A 16328-nucleotide genomic window follows, 5' to 3' on the forward strand; every position below is an offset into this window, starting at 1 on the left:
CGCGCGTGCCATCGCGGGTGAGGTCCGGTGAGGACCTCTGGTCGCCGTAGAGTAGACGCCTGTCATCGAGCGCAAGTCAATAACGAAGAGGTCACGACCCGAGGCTTATTTTTAGGCTCGAACTAACCTCGGCGCCCATGGTGCGTACTCGGGCGACCGTGCGGGACCTCCGCCGCCAGAACCGGTCGGTGTTGCTGACGGCGTTGTTCCTCGACGGTCCGCTCAGCCGTCAGCAGCTCAGTGAGAGCACCGGCTTGAGCGCCGCGACGGCCAGCACGATCACCGGTGAGTTGCTGGACGAAGGCCTGCTGACGGAGGCAGGCTCGGTCGAGTCGGACGGCGGCAGACCGCGCGTGCTGCTGCGGGTGAACCCCGCGTTCGGGCACGTCATCGGGGTCGACGTCGGCGAGACGGGGATCAAGGTCGAGCTGTTCGACCTCGCCATGACCAGGCTGTCCGCGGTGGACCGGCCGCTGGCGGTCGTCGAGCCCGTCGCCGTCAGCGCGGTGATCGCGTCGGGGGTCGCCGAGGTCCTGTCGGCGGCGGGAGTCGCGGCGTCCTCGGTGCTCGGTGTCGGCGTGGGTGTGCCCGGCACGGTCGAGCGGGGGACCTCCGCGGTCGTGCACGCGCAGACCATCGGCTGGGACGCGGTGCCGCTCGAGGACATGATCCGCGCGGCGGGGGTCGAGCCGCCGCTGTTCGTGGAGAACGGCGCGAAGACCCAGGGGCAGGCCGAGATGTGGTTCGGGGCCGGCCGCGGCGCCCGGCACGCGGTGATCGCGCTGGTCGGCTCGGGTGTCGGCGTCGCCGTGGTGACCGACGGTGCCGTGCACAGGGGAGCGACCAGCAACGCGGGGGAGTGGGGGCACACCACGATCGTCTACGGCGGCCGGCGCTGCCGTTGTGGCGTGCGCGGCTGTCTGGAGGCGTACGCCGGGGCGGACGCCATGCTCGGCCGTTACCGGGAGGCGTTGCGGCGCAAGGACTCGTCGCTCGACCAGCAGTCCGCACTGGAGGAGCTGCTCTCGTCGCGGTCCGCCGTCGCCCGCCGGGTGGTGGAGGAGTCCGTGGGCTACCTGGGGGCCGGTCTCGCGAACCTCGTGAACCTCTTCAACCCCGAACGCGTCGTCCTCGGCGGCTGGGCGGGGCTCGCGCTCGGCGCGCGGAAGCTGGACGAGATCATCGCCGCGACGGCCGAACACGCGCTGCGCCATCCGTTCGAACGGGTCCGCATCGAGCTGGGCCGGACGGGTCCCGACGCCGTGGCCGTGGGCGCGGCCACTCTTCCGGTCGCGGTGCTGCTCGGGACGGGTGCCGACGTCCGCCCCGTCCGCGAGATCGTTTGAGGGGAGCCAATCCGGCATTGACACCGGGCGTTCCGCCCCCGACTCTTTTGGAGAGCGCTCTCCAAGGAGGTTTCGGGTGCACGACGACCACGAGCTGGCCCGCCTCGTCGGCAAGCTCGACCTGCACGCCAAGGTGCGGCTGCTGGCGGGAGGGTCGGTCTGGCGCAGCTGTGCCGAGCCCCTGATCGGCCTGCGTGCCCTGACGTTCTCCGACGGCCCGGCGGGCGTGCGCGGTCCGGGCTGGGACGAACGCCGCACGTCGCTCGCACTGCCGTCGCCGACAGCACTGGGTGCGACGTGGGACGAGGAGCTGGTCGGCAGGCTGGGTGGGCTGCTGGCCGCCGAGTCCCGCCGCAAGGGTGTGGACGTGCTGCTCGCGCCGGTGCTGAACCTGCACCGCACGCCCTACGGCGGACGGCACTTCGAGTGCTTCTCCGAGGATCCGCTGCTCACGGCCCGGCTTGGCGTCGCCTACGTGCGGGGCGTGCAGGCCGGCGGTGTCGCCGCCACCCCGAAGCACTTCGTCGCCAACGAGACGGAGACCGACCGGCTCACACACGACGTCCGGGTCGGCGACCGCGCTCTGCACGAGGTGTACCTGGCTCCGTTCGAGGCCGCCGTGGAGGCGGGGGCGTGGGCGCTGATGTCGGCCTACAACGGGGTGAACGGCCATCCGATGTCGGAGAACCCGCTGCTCACCTCGCCGCTGAAGGACGAGTGGGGCTTCGCCGGGCTCGTGGTGTCGGACTGGGGAGCGGTGCGGACCACGGTCGCGTCGGCCGTGTCCGGACAGGACCTCTCGATGCCGGGTCCGTGGGGACCGTGGGGCGATCAGCTGGTCTCCGCGGTCGAGGCCGGGGACGTGGCCGAGAGCCTGGTGGACGACAAGGTGTTCCGGCTGCTGAAGCTGGCCGCACGGGTCGGCGCGCTGGAGGGGACGTCCGCGATCGAACCGCCGGTCGCCGACGAGAGTCTGCTGCGCGAAGCGGTGTCCGCGAGCACGGTCCTGTTGCGCAACAACGGGGTTCTTCCCCTCGCGCCGGGCCTGCGCATCGCGGTGATCGGCCCCGGCGCCACCGCTCCCCGCGTGCAGGGCGGCGGCAGTTCCGGCCTCTACCCGGCCGCCGAGAACTCCCTGTTCGACGCCCTCTCCACGCGCGCCGAGGTGGTCCACGCGGCCGGCGTGCGCATCGACGACCGCCCGACGCCGGTGGACGCTCCCGTCCTCGTCCGCGTGCTCGGCCAGGACGACGAGGTGCTGTTCCGCGAACACCGGCTGACCGGCCGCATCCTCGAGACCGAGGAGGTGCCCGGCGCCGCCGTCCTGGAGATCAGCACGGGCCTGCCCGTCACCAGGACCGGCCTGTGGCGGATCGCGGTGGCGGGCTACGGCCGGCTGACCCTGGACGTCGACGGCGTCCGGGTGCTCGACGTGGTCCAGCCCGTCGACACCGACGACCCCGCCGTGAAGCACCTCCGCCCGCCGCACCACAGCGTCGAGGTGCGGCTCACCGGGGGAACCGAGGCCGAGCTGGTCGCCCGTCGTGAACTGGGCGAGGACAGCGGGATGGCCTCGATGCTGGCCGCCGACCCGCCACCGCCGGACGCGGCCGAGGAACTGGCCGCCGCCGTCGCCGCGGCACGTGAGTCCGACGTCGCCGTGGTCGTGGTCAGCACGACCGACGCGATCGAGAGCGAGGGGCGCGACCGGCACACCCTGGCGTTGCCGGGGGAGCAGGACGCGCTGGTCAGGGCGGTGCTGGCGGCGAACCCGCACACCGTCGTCGTGGTCAACTCCGGCGGTCCGGTGCTGCTGCCGTGGCGCGAGGACGTCGCCGGGGTGCTGCTGACCTGGTTTCCGGGGCAGGAGGGCGGGAACGGGCTCGCGGACGTGCTGTTCGGCGACCGCGAACCCGGCGGGCGGCTGCCGACGACCTGGCCCGGCCTGGAGTCCGACGTGCCGGTGAAGGACTACCTGCCCGTCGCGGGATCGCTGCCGTACGAGGAAGGGCTCGACGTCGGCTACCGCGCGTGGGCCGCTCGGGACGTCGTTCCCGCCTACTGGTTCGGCCACGGACTCGGCTACACCACTTGGCACTACGAGGAAGCACGAGTCGAGAGGGACGTGGTCCGGGTCCGGGTGCGCAACACCGGCGACCGCTCCGGCCGCGAGGTCGTGCAGGTCTACCTGTCCCGGCCGGACAGCGCCGTGGCCAGACCGCAGCGGTGGCTGGCGGGCTTCGCGGCCGTCACCGCCGAACCGGGGCAGAGCGTGGAGGCACTGGTCCGGATACCGCGGCGGGCCATCAGCCACTGGGCGGGGACGTGGGAGGTCGAGCCGGGCGCGTTCACCGTCCTGATCGGCCCGAACGCCGGTGTCACACCCCTGCGCCTCACGTCGGAGAACGCTCTCCGGCCGTGGTGAAACGGATCATGATCAAGGAAACGCCGACGCTCGAGGACGTGGCCAGGGTCGCGGGGGTGTCCCGCGCGACGGTGTCACGGGTCGTGAACGGCACGCGCAACGTCGACCCGCAGCTGCAGGAGACGGTGCGCAACGCGATCGAGCAGACCGGCTACACGCCCAACCACGCCGCCCGGTCGCTCGTCACCCGCCGCACCGGGACGGTCGCGCTGGTCATCTCCGGTGCCGGTGGCGGATCCGACGTCTTCGTGGACCCGTTCTTCGGCCGCGTCACCGCCGGTGTCGTCGACTTCCTGCGCAGCAGGGGTGTGCACCCGGTGCTGATGCTCGCGGACACGGACCGGACCAGGGCGGAGGTCGTGGAGTTCCTGCGGCAGGGGAGCGCGGACGGCGCGTTGCTGGTGACCACGCACGCCGCGGAGTCGTTGCCCGCCAGGCTGCTGGAGGCCGGTGTGCCCACGGTCCTCTACGCGCGGCCCGGCCGGCCGATGCCGGTCAGCTACGTCGACCTCGACCACCAGGCGGGCGGCAGGCTCGCCGCCACCCGGCTCGCCGGGATCGGCCGCACCCGCGTCGCCACCATCGCGGGACCGCTGGACGTGCACGCCAGCCAGGACCGGCTCACCGGGTTCCGGGAAGCCATGGCGCGCAACGGTTTCCCGTACGTGCCGACCGTCGAGGGCGGGTTCACCGTGGCCAGCGGCGCGGCGGCGATGGAACACCTGCTCGCCGAGTACCCCGAGGTGGACGGTGTGTTCGTGGCGAACGACCTGATGGCGCAGGGTGCCGTGGACGTGCTGCTGGCGCACGGGAAACGCGTTCCCGAGGACGTCGCCGTGGTCGGGTTCGACGACAGCGCGCCCGCCCTCGCCTGCCGGCCGCCGCTCACGACCGTGCGCCAGCCGGTCGAGGACATGGCGGCGAAGATGGCGGAAGTGCTGATCACAGCCCTGGACGACCCCGAGGAACGGCCGAGGTCCGTCATCTTCGAACCGGAACTCGTGGTCAGGGCGTCGGCATGATTGACCTGTTCGACACCACGCGTTAATCTACGGGAGAGCGCTCTCCCGGCGTCCGGTGCCACGGACGCCACCGTTCGGGCTCCCTCGCCCCAAAGGTGTCAGGCAGGATCATGAGCTCTCCCCTGTCCAGGATCGCCGCCTTAGCGGCTGCGGCCCTGTGTCTCGTGACCACCGCGAGCATCTCCACCCTTCCCGCCGGTGCCGCCGAGTGCGGTGCCACCAACGTCGCTCTCAACAAGTCCGCGACCGCGTCCTCCACGGAGAACGGTGGCACTCCCGCCTCCGCCGCCGTGGACGGGAACGCGGGTACGCGCTGGTCCTCGCAGTTCTCGGATCCGCAGTGGCTGCAGGTCGATCTGGGTTCCAGCCAGCAGGTCTGCCGGGTGTCGTTGAGCTGGGAGGGCGCGTACGGCAAGGCGTTCCAGGTCCAGGTGACCGACAACGCCGCTGATGCCGGTTCGTGGCGCAGCGTCTACTCGACCACGACCGGTACCGGTGGCACGCAGTCGGTCGACGTCAACGGAACCGGCCGCTATCTCCGTGTGCTGGGCACGCAACGCGGCACCGGGTACGGCTATTCGTTGTGGGAGTTGGGCGTCTACACCACCACGGACACGCCGGGTGTGCCGTCGACCGACCCGCGCAACCCCGACTTCGGGCCGAACGTGTTCGTGTACGGGCCGGGTTCGTCGCAGTCGGAGATGCAGTCGCGGCTGGACTCGATCTCCGCGCAGATGAAGACCAACCAGTTCGGGCCGCAGCGCTATGCCGTGCTGTTCAAGCCGGGAACGTACGACGCGGACGTGAACCTGCGGTTCTACACGCAGGTCGCGGGCCTGGGCCTGAACCCGGACGACGTGAACATCAACGGCCACATCCGCGTCGAGGCCGACTGGTTGCAGCAGGGCGACGACCCGAACAACCTGGGCAACGCGACGCAGAACTTCTGGCGTGGTGCGGAGAACCTGTCGGTGACCCTGCCCGCGAACCAGATCGAGCGGTGGGCCGTCTCGCAGGCGACCGCGTACCGGCGGATGCACCTGCGCGGCCAGGCGCACCTGTGGAACGGCTACGACGGCTGGGCCAGTGGTGGTCTGATCGTGGACAGCAAGATCGACGGCACGGTGATCTCCGGTTCGCAGCAGCAGTTCCTGACCCGCAACAGCAATCTCGCAGGTGGCTGGTCGGGTTCGGTGTGGAACATGGTGTTCGCGGGCACGCAGGGTGCGCCGCCGAACAACTTCCCGAACCCGTCGCACACGACGGTGGACACCTCGCCGGTGACGCGCGAGAAGCCCTACCTGTACCTGGACGGCTCGGGTGAGTACCGCGTCTTCCTGCCCGCGCTGCGCCAGAACTCGCGCGGCACGAGCTGGGAGAACGGCAACCCGGGGTCCTCGGTGTCATTGGCGGACTTTTTCATCGTGAAGCCGGGTACGCCGGTGGCCACGATCAACGCCGCTTTGTCGCAGGGCAAGCACCTGTTGCTCACGCCGGGCGTCCATCAGCTCGATGACACGATCCGGGTGACCCGCCCGAACACGGTCGTGCTGGGCTTGGGTCTCGCGACGCTGACGCCGACGACCGGCAAGGCCGCGCTGACGACGTCCGATGTGGACGGGGTGAAGCTGGCCGGGTTCCTGGTGGACGCCGGTGTGCAGAACTCCCCGGTGCTGCTGGAGATCGGTGACTCGACCTCCCGCGACCACGCGGCGAACCCGACCTCGTTGCACGACGTGTACCTGCGTGTCGGCGGGTCGCAGGCCGGCAAGGCCACGGAGAGCCTGCGGGTGAACAGCCGCAACACGATCATCGACCACACGTGGGTGTGGCGGGCCGACCACGGCGCGGGCGTGAGCTGGACGGCGAACCCCGGCCGGAACGGTGTCGTCGTGAACGGCGACAACGTGATCGCGTACGGGCTGTTCGTGGAGCACTACCAGCAGCACAACCTGGTCTGGAACGGCAATGGCGGTAAGGTCTACCTGTATCAGAACGAGCTGCCGTACGACCCGCCGAACCAGGCGGCGTGGATGAACGGCTCGAAGCGAGGCTGGGCCGGGTACAAGGTGGCTGATTCGGTGACGACACACGACGCGTTCGGCGTTGGCGTGTACGCGTTCAACCAGGCTGATCCGAGCATCGTGACGGACAACGGCTTCGAGGCGCCGAACCGTTCGGGTGTCAAGTTCACGCACCTGGTCACGGTGTCGCTGGGCGGGGTGGGCACGATCGCCAACGTCATCAACGGCACCGGTGGCGTCGCGAACGCGGCCAACCAGATCCGGTACCTGGTGAACTATCCGTGAGTCTGATCGGCGTGCTCTCCCGGGACGTCATTCCCGGTGAGAGCACGCCCGCTCTGGCGGGCATCGGGCACGCGGCGCACAGGATGGGCAACGGCCTGCTCCTGTGCGCCGATCTCGACTTCGTCGACACGCGGGGCGTGGCCCTGAGCGGCTGCGTCCTGCTGGACCGCACGGCCGGCGAGGCCGACCTGATGTGCCTGGCGAACCACGCGATCCCGTTCGTGTCGATCGGCAGACGGGACGGTGCCGGCGAACAAGTGCCGTATGTGGACGTAGACCACGCCGCGGGGCGTGCGCGACCTCGTCGCGCGCACCGCGGCGTTCGGCCATCGTCAGATCATCTACATCGGACTTCCGAGCGGCACGACCTCGGTCGAGCGCCTGCACGCCTTCCGCGCTGCCACGAAGGCCTGGAACGTCAAGGGGATGCACGCGCCCGCGGTCTGGCTCGACCAGCTGCTGCGGATCGGTGTGACGGCGGTGATCGCGGAACATTCCGACGACGCGGCGGCACTCGTCCGTGCGGCGCGTCGCCGGAACCTGTCCGTGCCGGGCGATCTCTCGGTGATGGCGCTCGACATGCCCGAGGACGACCTGCTGGGTCTCACCGGGTTGCGCGTGCCGCGGTGGGAGACGGGCCGCCGCGCGGTGCACCTGCTGGCCCGCCTGCCCCAGAAGCGGCCTGAGGTACTGCTGGCGTGCGAGTTCGTCGAGGGCACAACCCTGGCCGCGCCCGGTTCTTTCCTGCTTTAGCGCGAAAACACCCCAGAGCGCGGGTGCGCCCTGGGGTGCGGGAGAACGACTTCACCGCGGCAACCGGTAGTCCGGTCCTAGTGCGGCGCCCCGGTGGGGCTTGTACTGGTCGTATCCGCGCGGGTCGCACTGCAGCCCGCCGTTGATGCAGTGACGGACGAGCGCGGCTTGGGTGGGTGCGTCCCAGGCGTTCATGAAGTCGTAGTGCCAGGTGTAGCCGCGACCGCTGGAAAGCCGTACGCGGGACATGTCACCGGACACCGGGAACGCCATCTTGAACTCGATCATCGGCACCGCGACCGGGTGGCTCGTTGGGCACACCAGCGTCGCACGGTCCGGGTAGGCCATGTGGGACTTGTGGTCCGCCGAGTCGAGGTCGCGGCCGTTCCAGCAGCTCGGGGCCTGGTAACGGACGTTGAGCTGGCTGCCGGGTGCGCAGTAGGCCGGGATGTCCCAGTTGTGGGCGCTGTCGCCGCATTCCCAGCCCTCGATGGCGCCGGGCGCGGTGCGGAACTGCTCCTCTGTCGCGGTGGGACTGCCGACCACGAACCGCATGCCCGGCGGGAACGGCACGACGTCCTGGTACCTCAGGATGCCGGACTTGTAGTAGACGACCTGGTTGCCCTCGGGGCGCACGACCTGGTCGCCGTTGAGCACGGACGGGAACCAGTACGCCGACTTGTCGTCGGGCGTCCGGCAGTTCGTGGTGGCCTGCTTGAGCGAGTCGTTGGTGCTGCTGGCGTTCGTGGAGGGGTTGCCGAGGAAGGTGTGCAGATGCGACGCACCCGGCAGACCGGGGAAGACGATGGGATCGTCCGGACGGTCCGTCGTGAACGCGCAGTTCGCTTGGAACTCATGGTGGCTCACGTAGTCATCGGCCTGCGCCGAGCTCGTGGCCACCGCGAGCACCGCCGCGACGAGGCTGGCCGCCAAGGCCAGCGCGCTGAGTTTTCGGGACACCAATGTCCTCCTGCCGACGTGGGGAAACCGGCTGGGAGAGCGCTCTCCCAAGTAGCGTCCCGCTCAGGTCGGGATGCTGTCAAGGGGGTCGTTGACACGGGACGAAGTCTGTTCGTAACATTCGCCGCCAGGGTTGTGAGAGCGCTCTCCCCGCATTTTCATCCTCACTAGACCCTGCAGGAGACGCAATGTTCCGCCTCCGCTCCGTCGGCACGGTGCTCGCCGTGCTGGTGGGACTAGCAGTGGTGCCGGGCACGGTCAGCGCCGCGCCCTCGCTGCTTTCCCAAGGCAAGCCCGCCACCGCCTCGTCGACCGAGGGCGGCGGCACACCCGCGTCGGCCGCGGTCGACGGTGATCCGGGAACCCGTTGGTCCAGTGCGTGGAGCGACCCGCAGTGGCTGCGGGTCGACCTGGGCGCGACCTCGACCGTGACACGGGTGGAACTCGACTGGGAGTCCGCCTACGCGACGTCCTTCCAGATCGAGGTGTCGGCCAACGGCGACTCCTGGACGTCGATCCGCTCCGTCACCGGTGGCACCGGCGGCCGGCAGGGCTTCGACGTGACCGGCACCGGCCGTTACGTCCGCGTCCTCTCGACCCAGCGCGCCAATGGTTACGGCGTCTCGCTGTGGGAGTTCCGGGTGTACGGCGAGCAGGGCGGTGTCGTGCCGGGAACCGGTGTGCGCGTCACCGGTTCGCAGGGCAACTGGCAGCTCACGGTCGACGGCCGGCCGTGGGTGGTGAAAGGCTTGACCTGGGGTCCGCCGGCTGCGGATGCAGCCCGGTACATGCCGGAGTTGAAGTCGATGGGTGTCAACACCCTGCGCACCTGGGGCACGGACGCCTCGACCCGTCCACTGCTGGACGCGGCTGCGGCGAATGGTTTGCGGGTGATCAACGGGTTCTGGTTGCAGCCCGGTGGCGGTCCCGGTTCCGGTGGTTGCGTGAACTACGTGACCGATGGTCAGTACAAGGCCGACATGCTCGGCCAGATCCGGCAGTGGGTCACCACGTACAAGGACCACCCCGGCGTTCTGATGTGGAACGTCGGCAACGAGTCGATCCTCGGCTTGCAGAACTGCTACTCCGGCGCGGAGTTGGAGACTCAGCGCGTTGAGTACGCGAAGTACATCAACGAGGCGGCGCGGGCGATCCACGCCATCGACACCAACCACCCGGTGACCAACACCGACGCGTGGACCGGTGCGTGGGTGTACCTGAAGGCGCACACGCCCGATCTGGACCTGTACTCGGTCAACTCGTACGGCAACGTGTGCAAGGTGCGGCAGGACTGGATCTCCGGTGGCTACACCAAGCCGTACATCCTCACGGAGGCTGGTCCGGCGGGGGAGTGGGAAGTACCCAACGACGCCAACGGTGTGCCGGCCGAGCCGACCGATGTGCAGAAGCGTGATGGCTACACCCAGGCCTGGAACTGCATCATCGGCCACACCGGGGTTTCGTTCGGTGGCACGTTGTTCCACTACGGCACGGAGTACGACTTCGGTGCGGTGTGGTTCAACCTGACGCCCGCGGGCAAGAAGCGGCTGTCGTTCTACTCGGTCCAACGAGCGTTCGGCGGCGCCACCCCTGCCAACACCCCACCGGTGATCTCCGCGATGAACCTGCCTCAGACCATCGCGGCCGGTGCCCCGCTGAACATCGACGTGGCCGCATCCGATCCCAACGGTGACGCGATCCAGTGGTCGGCCGCGTTCAACAGCAAGTACATCGACAACAGCGGCGGTCTCGCCAACGCTCCCGTACAGGTCAACGGAAACCGCCTCACCGTCACCGCCCCCGACAGGCTGGGCGTGTGGAAGGTCTACGTCATGGCCGAGGACGGGCGCGGCAACATCGGCATCGAGACGAAGTCCGTGCGGGTCGTGGCGCCACAGCCGTCCGGCGTGAACGTGGCGCAAGGCAAGCCCACGACGGCCTCGTCATACCAGCAGGTCGGTGACGGGGCACCCTATCCGCCGTCCAACGCCGTGGACGGCAACGGTTCCTCGCGCTGGGCGACCGACTGGGCCGATCCTCAGTGGATCCGGGTGGATCTCGGGGCGGTGACGACGTTCCAGCACGTGCAGCTGGTGTGGGAGGGCGCTTTCGGCCGTGCCTATGAGATCCAGGTGTCCGACGACGGCACCAACTTCCGAACCGTCTACGGCACGACGACCGGCAACGGCGGCGTGGACTCGATCGACGTGACCGCGACCGGCCGTTACGTCCGGCTGCACGCCACCCAGCGCGGCACCGGCTGGGGCTACTCGCTCTACGAGCTCGGCGTCTACCGGCGGTGAGACGAACGGCCGGGGAGCCTGATCCGGGCTCCCCGGCCGGAGCCAGACGATTGGACATGTCTGGCGGCTTCTCACCGATGTGCCGGTCATGATCCGGCCGTGTTCAATCGGACCCATGAGCGATGCGCTGACCCCCGAGGATCTGGAGTTCCTGAGCCGCCCGCTGTACGGGTTCCTGTCCACCGCCGCGGGACCGGTGCCCGCGCAGCCGCGGCCGGTGTGGTTCGAGGCCACGGCCGAGGGGACGATCCAGCTGTTCACCGACCCGGACTCGCTGAAGGTACGCCGCCTGCGCCGCGATCCCCGCGCCTCGATCGTCGTCGCCGCCCCGGTGGGCGAGCGCGAACGCTGGCTGGCGGTCTCCGGCCCCGTCACGGTGGAGACCACCGGAGCGCACGAGCTGGCCGAACGGCTGGCAGCGCGCTACTGGGAGGCCGACGACCCGACCCGAGCCGACGACCTCGCCGAGATCCTCGGCGCGGACCAGGTCCGGCTCGTCATCCAGCCCGACGAGGTGCGCCGGTTCGTCTACTGAGCCGTCAGTCCCACTCCCAGCGCATGCCGTAGACGCCGGGGGCCGCGTCCGGCTGGGCGATCACCGCGGTGCCGCGGCTGATCAGCGTGGCGTCGCCCTGGTCGGTGCCGCGCGGCCGGCCGAGGAACCGCACACAGCGGGCAGGTGAAGAGGTTCTGCGGAACGAGACCTGCAGGACGTACAGGCAGGTCGGCTGGGTGATCACCCGGAAGTACTCGTCCTCGGCCAGCGGCCGGTCGAAGACGCAGTCGTACTCGAGGACGAACGTCTCGTCCCGCCGGTAGACCCGGTCGAGCAGGAGCTCGGTGCCGAGCAGGTGGGCGGAGTCGTCCCGCACGGTGGTGCCGGACCGGCAACGGCGGACCGGCACCACGCGGATGTCGTTCAGGTCCCGTCGCGGTTCGGCCGTGCAGCCGACGCACCAGCGGTCCACCGCGTCGCTGCCCGTGACCGTTCCCATGATCTTGGTGCGCACGGTGCGCAGCAGGCGGTTCTCGCTCACGTGCACCTGGTCCTCGGTCAGCAGCACGCGGACCGGCGCGTTCGAGCCGAGGTGGTCGTACATCCTGGCGATCGCACCCCACCCGGACGGCACGCTGCTCGCGGTCCTGCCGCGCGGCCTGCGCGGGCCGAGCAGCCGGATCAGCGATCCCGCCGGAAGCGCGAGCATCTGCTCGATCGCGGTGACGGCGCGCAGCGACTCGGCCCGTTCCGGCCGGTTCTGCCCTGACTGCCAGCTGCTCAGCGTCGCCAGTCCGATCACGATGCCGTGCTGGGCGAGCCTGGTGCGCACGCTCTGCAACGTCAGGCCCCTGGCCCTGATGGCGGACCGCAACGCCGTGCCGAACCCGTCCTGGTTCATCTCTCCTCCGCCAGAAGTCGCCGGAATTCCAGAGTTCTTCCAGGGACTCGCGCCGTGCCAGGCACGGCGCCCGCCGATTTCGCACACCGCCGGACGACCGCTTGCCGTGCCGCTGCTCGTGGACGACTGTCGGCGATCCCTGCACTCCGCTCTGGAAATGGAGTTCCTCGTGTCCCTGCGCAAACTCGTCGCGACGGTGGCCGGTGTGGCCGCGCTCGCGCTGACCGCGGTCGCCGCCCCTGCGGCCTCCGCCGAGTCCTCAGCCCTGGCCAGGACCATCACCGTCAGCGGCGGTGGTGAGTACTCGGGCTATGTCCCGCAAGCGATCCAGGTGTGGAACAGCCGGGTCCCGAACATCAGGATGGTCCAGACGAGCGGGTCCGGGAACATCCGGATCTCGGTCACCAGCGGCGGTGGCTCGCGAGCCACCATCGGGCACGGTTCCGGCCAGATCATCCTCGACCGCCTGCAGATCAACGAGGGCTACTCGCCGCTGCGGGTGATCACCCACGAGATGGGCCACACCCTCGGCCTGCGGGACAACTACAACGGCAACTGCAACATCCTGATGTCCGGTGGCAGCGCCGGATACTCGTGCCGCAACGTGTACCCGAGCGCGGGCGAGGCGAACTGGGTGAACCAGAGCTTCGCCAACGGTCGTGCGGCGAAGCTCGCCGAGTCCACCGAGTGGGTCGTCGAGCCGGCCTTCGCGCACCTCGCGGGCTGACGGTCCGCCGGGTGGGCCGCGACGTCGCGGCCCACCCGGTCCGGTTGTGTGGCGCATGACCGTCACGGTGGCACGAGGGGACTTCCGGAGGAACCGGCGAAAGTCGCTTAGCGCGCGCTGGTCGGCAGCGCCGCCAGCGGCACGTGGTGCTGTCCGGCGTGGATGTCGCGGTCCCGCAGCCCACCCTGGGGAACGGGCCGGGGGAACGAGATCTTGACGACGTTCAGCGACGGGATCCGGAAGATCTGGACGTCCTCGGCACGCACGTCGTACAGGAACGCGATGACGTCCTCGTTGACGATCTCCGGTGCGGCCGCGAGCGCGTAGTCCGCCGGGTTGCGCATGAACAGTTCCATCGTCACCCAGAACGGCCCGGCGTTCTTGGAACGGACCTCCAGCGCGATGTCGCCGAACGTCTGCGTGGGCTGGTCAGTCATGGACAGCGGCCTTCCGGTGCTCGATGCGGAACATCTCGGTGGGGGTGCGGGTGTCGACGACGTGGTTGAGCACGAACTCGTAGACGGGGCCGCGTTCGGTCTCGGCGGGGGAGGTCGCGAACGCGAGACTGGGCAGGTAGGCCATGTCCGGCGTCGGCAGGTGCAGCATCAACGGGTTGGCGACCTTCGCCACGGCCGTCGCGAGCTCCTGGGTGGTGGCGCGGACCAGCAGCATCACGCCGATCTCGCGGGGTGGCCGGGCGGCCGGGTCGAGCTTCTCCAGCACGGCGTCGTAGCCGTAGCGGCGCAGGTCGAACGAGTAGTCGGCGCTGTCGAGGCCGAGGGTCTGCTCGACGCGGGCGGTGAAGACCTTGACGAACAGGTCGGTCCACTCCTCGATGTTCGCGAGGATGTGCTCGTCGCGGATGGCCGTGAACGACATCGTCTCGTAGCCGGTGATCCTGGCTCCCTCCAGCTTGACCGTGTGCTGGTCGGCCGGGTGGAACCGGGAGCCCTCGACGCGCACGCGCCGGTCGTCGAGGGCCGTGTAGGTGGCCTCGGTGACGTCCAGTTCGCCGGCGGGCTCGCGCATCCGGAACGGGTTCACCGTCTCGTAGAGCATGTGCGCGGCAACGGAGATCGGCGTGCAGGCTGCGTCGGGGTCGAGCGGTTCGATGGTGAAACCGGTGTGGTCGATCGTGGCGAGAACACCACCGGTGCGCGGGTTCGTGGTGCACTGCCCGCCGCACTCGACGATCTTCGCCGCGTGCCACGCGGGGCCTGCCGGCATTCCCCGCATCAACGGCAGTGCGGCGGCCAGCGCGGTGTCGGTCGCTCGGCCCGCGAGCACCACGTCGGCACCGGCGCGCAGGGCCTCCTCGATCGGTTCGTGGCCCATCATCCCGACGACGTGGGTGCAACTGTCCACAGTGGTCTCGTCGAGCTCGGCGGCCGGTGCCAGCGGGTGCACGGCGCGTTCCCGCAGGCGGGTCTTCACGAAGTCCGCGCGTTGCTCGCTGAAGATCGTCGCCACGGACAGGTCGAGCTTCTCCTCGCACAGGATGTCCTCGACGATCCCGGCGACCCAGGTGACACCCGAGTCGGTGCCGCTGGTGCCGCAGGACCCGACGATGAGGGGGATGCGGGCCTGGGCGGCGGCGCGCAGCAGGATCCGCAGGTCGCGGGCTACGGCCGCGGCGGTCGTCTTGGCGGTGCCGGAACCGAGGTAGTGCGGGCCCGAGTCCGTGGACCCGCCGTCGACGGCGATGACGTCGGCACCCAGCTCCAGCCCTCGGTCCACAGAGGACTGGGTGAAGCCGGCGCCGAGCATGCCCGTCGGCGACAGGACGCGGACGGCTCCCGTGGGAGCGCTCATGTGCGATCTTCCTTTCTACAGCGAGACCGCGTGACGGCGGCTCAGGACGGCGACGCGCAGGATGACGGCGGTGGCGAGCGCGGTGATCAGGGCGATGTCGAGGAGCATGTAGCGCCACCCGGTGATGTCGACCATCGCGCCGACCACCCCCGGCCCGATGAACCCGCCGGCCGCCCAGCTCACCGTGTACAGGCCCGTGTAGACGCCGATCACGCGGGCCGACGGCGCCAGGTTCCACAGCACGACGGCGGCGTTGATCAGGAACCCGGACGCTCCGGCGGCGGCGACGCAGAAGGCGACCACGGTGGTGGTGGGCGTCGGCACGAGGCTGCCGAACGCGAGCGAGGCGCCGAAGACGACCATGCCGATCGTCATCGTCCGGATGCGACCGATGCGTTCGGCGAGCAACGCGGCGGGGTAGGCGGCGAGGAGGAACGCGACACCGCTCGGGAACGTGAGCGAGCCCGCCTCACCCCGGGACAGGTGCAGGGTCTCCATGCCGTACGGGGTGAACAGCGACCGCGAGGAGAACCAGGCGGACGCGAACAGCAGGACGGCGGTGACGACGAGGAGCCGGCTGCGGTTCGGGTCGCGCAGGATGTCCTTGGCCAGGTCGCGCAGCCGCACGGACGTCTCGTCGTGGGTGTCCTCGGTGAGCGCGAGCTGGTAACCCCTCGACGTGTTGTCGCGCACCCGCCAGACGAGAACGGCCGTGCACAGCAACATGATCAGGGCCGGCACTGTGAACGCGAGCTTCGGGTGATCGTCCACCATGAACGCGCTGATGAGCGCGGACACGATGACCGTCAGGCCGGACGCGATCTTCACCACCGCGTTCGCCCTGCCCCGGCGCTGCGGCTCGATGAAGTCCGGCAGCAACGCCTGGGCGATCGGCTTGAAGCTGTTGCCCACCAACGAGTACACGAAGATCACCGCGATCAGTGCCGGCAACGCGGTCGCCAGCGGGATCAGCGTGAACAGCACCGCGGCGAGCGGCATGCCCACCGCGAGGTAGGGGATCCGGCGGCCCCAGCGCGTGCGGGTGTTGTCCGAGCGGTTGGCGATCCACGGCTGGACGAAGATGCCGAGCAGGTTGTCCATGCCCATGAGCAGGCCGACGATCGCCGTGCTGGCGATGTGCTCGCGCAGCAGCGGGGGCACCTGGGCGTCGTAGAAGTCCCAGGTCGTCTCCTGTGCGAACACGGCGAGCGCCACGAAGAACGTGATGCGTCTGGTGAGCCGCCGGTCGACCGGCGTGGCGAGTGACGACATCG

At 69.8% G+C, this 16328-nt stretch carries 13 protein-coding genes; 8 read left to right on the plus strand and 5 right to left on the minus strand.

What is annotated here, in order from left to right:
* The first annotated feature begins 137 nt into the window (after window positions 1-137).
* The 5 genes from ACSHWB_RS31490 to ACSHWB_RS31510 all read left to right on the plus strand — a co-directional run bounded on the left by ACSHWB_RS31490 (window position 138) and on the right by ACSHWB_RS31510 (window position 7855).
* A complete protein-coding gene (locus ACSHWB_RS31490) occupies window positions 138-1346 on the plus strand; it encodes an ROK family protein (RefSeq protein ID WP_439656909.1) in 1209 nt (402 codons plus the stop codon).
* A 76-nt stretch (window positions 1347-1422) separates the two neighbouring features.
* A complete protein-coding gene (locus tag ACSHWB_RS31495) occupies window positions 1423-3771 on the plus strand; it encodes a glycoside hydrolase family 3 C-terminal domain-containing protein (RefSeq protein ID WP_439656910.1) in 2349 nt (782 codons plus the stop codon).
* An 8-nt stretch (window positions 3772-3779) separates the two neighbouring features.
* Complete coding sequence (locus ACSHWB_RS31500) at window positions 3780-4793, plus strand: LacI family DNA-binding transcriptional regulator (protein WP_439656911.1); 1014 nt, start codon at window positions 3780-3782, stop codon at window positions 4791-4793.
* Between the two features lie 110 nt (window positions 4794-4903).
* Window positions 4904-7102 (plus strand): discoidin domain-containing protein, encoded by a 2199-nt coding sequence (locus ACSHWB_RS31505; protein ID WP_439656912.1) that lies wholly within the window; start codon window positions 4904-4906, stop codon window positions 7100-7102.
* Between the two features lie 291 nt (window positions 7103-7393).
* The gene (locus tag ACSHWB_RS31510; RefSeq protein ID WP_439656913.1) at window positions 7394-7855 is read left to right on the plus strand and encodes a substrate-binding domain-containing protein; all 462 of its coding nucleotides are present in this window, start codon (window positions 7394-7396) and stop codon (window positions 7853-7855) included.
* Window positions 7856-7906: 51 nt separating this feature from the next.
* Here the strand turns inward: ACSHWB_RS31510 and ACSHWB_RS31515 are convergent, their stop codons facing one another.
* Complete coding sequence (locus ACSHWB_RS31515; RefSeq protein ID WP_439656914.1) at window positions 7907-8815, minus strand: DUF1996 domain-containing protein; 909 nt, start codon at window positions 8813-8815, stop codon at window positions 7907-7909.
* 188 nt (window positions 8816-9003) lie between these two features.
* On the opposite strand from ACSHWB_RS31515, the gene ACSHWB_RS31520 reads away from it, so the two are divergent.
* Window positions 9004-11118, plus strand: a complete 2115-nt coding sequence (locus ACSHWB_RS31520; RefSeq protein ID WP_439656915.1) for a discoidin domain-containing protein — start codon at window positions 9004-9006, stop codon at window positions 11116-11118.
* A 115-nt stretch (window positions 11119-11233) separates the two neighbouring features.
* Window positions 11234-11653 carry a pyridoxamine 5'-phosphate oxidase family protein gene (locus tag ACSHWB_RS31525; RefSeq protein ID WP_439656916.1) on the plus strand — a complete coding sequence of 140 codons (420 nt, stop codon included), beginning with the start codon at window positions 11234-11236 and terminating at the stop codon, window positions 11651-11653.
* Between the two features lie 4 nt (window positions 11654-11657).
* On the opposite strand, the gene ACSHWB_RS31530 is transcribed toward ACSHWB_RS31525, so the two are convergent.
* On the minus strand, window positions 11658-12515 hold the full coding sequence (locus tag ACSHWB_RS31530; RefSeq protein WP_439656917.1) for a hypothetical protein: 858 nt from the start codon (window positions 12513-12515) through the stop codon (window positions 11658-11660).
* Window positions 12516-12684: 169 nt separating this feature from the next.
* On the opposite strand from ACSHWB_RS31530, the gene ACSHWB_RS31535 reads away from it, so the two are divergent.
* Window positions 12685-13242, plus strand: coding sequence for a snapalysin family zinc-dependent metalloprotease (locus tag ACSHWB_RS31535; RefSeq protein WP_439656918.1), 558 nt, complete (start codon window positions 12685-12687; stop codon window positions 13240-13242).
* A gap of 107 nt (window positions 13243-13349) precedes the next feature.
* Here ACSHWB_RS31535 and ACSHWB_RS31540 read toward each other — a convergent pair whose 3' ends face one another.
* From ACSHWB_RS31540 to ACSHWB_RS31550, 3 genes are read right to left on the minus strand one after another with little or no spacing between them, the layout of a single operon-like run.
* A complete protein-coding gene (locus ACSHWB_RS31540) occupies window positions 13350-13679 on the minus strand; it encodes a DUF4387 domain-containing protein (RefSeq protein WP_439656919.1) in 330 nt (109 codons plus the stop codon).
* Entirely contained in the window at window positions 13672-15054 is a 1383-nt protein-coding gene (locus ACSHWB_RS31545) for an acyclic terpene utilization AtuA family protein (protein WP_439656920.1), read from the minus strand. Before ACSHWB_RS31545 ends, ACSHWB_RS31540 begins: the two co-directional genes overlap by 8 nt.
* A gap of 15 nt (window positions 15055-15069) precedes the next feature.
* Entirely contained in the window at window positions 15070-16326 is a 1257-nt protein-coding gene (locus ACSHWB_RS31550; RefSeq protein ID WP_439656921.1) for an MFS transporter, read from the minus strand.
* Window positions 16327-16328 lie beyond the last annotated feature (2 nt).

This window comes from Lentzea sp. HUAS TT2 (assembly GCF_051853195.1).
Lineage (GTDB): Bacteria > Actinomycetota > Actinomycetes > Mycobacteriales > Pseudonocardiaceae > Lentzea.

Bases quoted from the DNA above. Each gene is read 5' to 3' on its own strand.
- ACSHWB_RS31540 (WP_439656919.1), bottom strand. From the start codon at position 13,679: ATGACTGACCAGCCCACGCAGACGTTCGGCGACATCGCGCTGGAGGTC.
- ACSHWB_RS31490 (WP_439656909.1), top strand. From the start codon at position 138: ATGGTGCGTACTCGGGCGACCGTGCGGGACCTCCGCCGCCAGAACCGG.
- ACSHWB_RS31500 (WP_439656911.1), top strand. From the start codon at position 3,780: ATGATCAAGGAAACGCCGACGCTCGAGGACGTGGCCAGGGTCGCGGGG.
- ACSHWB_RS31520 (WP_439656915.1), top strand. From the start codon at position 9,004: ATGTTCCGCCTCCGCTCCGTCGGCACGGTGCTCGCCGTGCTGGTGGGA.
- ACSHWB_RS31525 (WP_439656916.1), top strand. From the start codon at position 11,234: ATGAGCGATGCGCTGACCCCCGAGGATCTGGAGTTCCTGAGCCGCCCG.
- ACSHWB_RS31505 (WP_439656912.1), top strand. From the start codon at position 4,904: ATGAGCTCTCCCCTGTCCAGGATCGCCGCCTTAGCGGCTGCGGCCCTG.
- ACSHWB_RS31545 (WP_439656920.1), bottom strand. From the start codon at position 15,054: ATGAGCGCTCCCACGGGAGCCGTCCGCGTCCTGTCGCCGACGGGCATG.
- ACSHWB_RS31530 (WP_439656917.1), bottom strand. From the start codon at position 12,515: ATGAACCAGGACGGGTTCGGCACGGCGTTGCGGTCCGCCATCAGGGCC.
- ACSHWB_RS31550 (WP_439656921.1), bottom strand. From the start codon at position 16,326: ATGTCGTCACTCGCCACGCCGGTCGACCGGCGGCTCACCAGACGCATC.